Origin of the sequence: Acetonema longum DSM 6540 (assembly GCF_000219125.1) — a bacterium.
In the GTDB taxonomy this organism is placed as follows: domain Bacteria; phylum Bacillota; class Negativicutes; order Sporomusales; family Acetonemataceae; genus Acetonema; species Acetonema longum.
Map to the genome: position 1 here is coordinate 1 of NZ_AFGF01000282.1, position 1,516 is coordinate 1,516.

The following is a 1,516-nucleotide window of genomic DNA, read 5'->3' on the forward strand; positions in this document are numbered from 1 at the left end:
CTTTCATTTTTATCCATTTCCTTCACTCCTATATCAGCATGCCAAATTGAAACTCATTCCTTGCATAATCCCATCCCCTGACACCCCCACACCGTGTCTTTCACGATCGAAGCTTTTTGACGAAAACGGAATTGAATATGGTGAAAACATTCCGACTATTCCAATCGAATCTATAAAATAAATCGGGTGACACCGGGGACGTGTCACCTTTTGGCATGCTGGGGGACAGTCCTGCCGATGCACTTTATTTGTCACGTCGGTAGGTATAATTGGGGAGGCGGTCTTATTTTTGTGCTTTTATGATCAGAAACGGCGGCCTTCTTCTCTCTTGTTTTAAATCTTCATTTCGCAATTCGGCTTCTGCCGTTGCTGTTGGCTCTAACACTCTGACAATATGCAATCCCGTTTCAATTAAGGTATTGATAATCGTTGCCGTTGTTCGATGATATTTAATAACCCCTTCAATAAACCAGTCTTGTTTTCTCAAACCTTCATCCTGATAATTATCCAGCATCCAATGCAGCTTTTCACCATGTTCATTTTTAGCCCAGCCGTTAGAAACTGCTTTGGCAGTCGCAACAGGATGCTCTTGCGAGAAGATCAAGAATCCCTTTGGTTTTAGACAATGGTAGATTTTTTCAACAATGCTTTTAAAGTCCGCAATATAATGAAAGGCTAAAGAACTAAGCACTAGATCAAACTGATCAGCAGAAAAGTTTATATCTTCGATGGGACGGAGTTGATACTCTATTTTGTCTTGATGATAAAGCTGCTTTGCCCTGGCAATCATTTTTTCTGAAATATCTACACCGACCACTCGTGCAGCTCCTTGAGAAACATACCAACTGCAAGATTGCCCGAAACCGCACCCTAAATCTAATATTTCCGTTTGTTGTAAATCCGGCAGGAGGGTTCTAAAAGCAGGAATTTCAAGAACATCATTGAAATTGGTGGATTTTTCCCTAAGATCAATATACGAATGATAAAATACATCATTATCATAGACATTTTGCTGCACATCAATTCCCCCTCAATAATCTTAAATAGTGCCTATTGTATGACAGGCCTGACTGTAAATGTGACTTTCATCTTCATCCTGTTACTTCGCCGCCTACCTTCGTTCACCTTCAAACCACTCTCTTGCATAACTCCAAACCATTGTTCTTCATATCTTCAACAGACAAACACCGCTTCGTGCCCTTTCGACTCGAGCGCGGTGTTTACTTTGCTTTAATGTGCAGGGAACTTTTGTATTACAACGGCAGGTAAAGCGCCACTGCAACATCGGAAGCGCCCAGGGACGGTGGCGGAAAAGCCGGCGATTATTTCAAAATCATGAAAAATAATCGCCGGCTTTTTCTGCTTTACCCTCTTCTTTTTCATGAATGCGTATTACGGAACATAACTTCTCAGCAGCTTCACCTGGCCGCGTATTTCATAAGGTCCCAGCCCAGCGGGAATCATAATGCTATCCAGCGGCTCTATGTTTTCCCTGCCTTTTTGATAAACAATCTCA

1 protein-coding gene is annotated in these 1,516 nt (G+C 42.0%); it reads right to left on the minus strand.

The features are described from left to right. Positions 1-283: 283 nt before the first annotated feature. Positions 284-1,018: a class I SAM-dependent methyltransferase gene (locus tag ALO_RS20265; protein WP_004100033.1), complete on the minus strand. Its 735-nt coding sequence runs from the start codon at positions 1,016-1,018 to the stop codon at positions 284-286. Positions 1,019-1,516 lie beyond the last annotated feature (498 nt).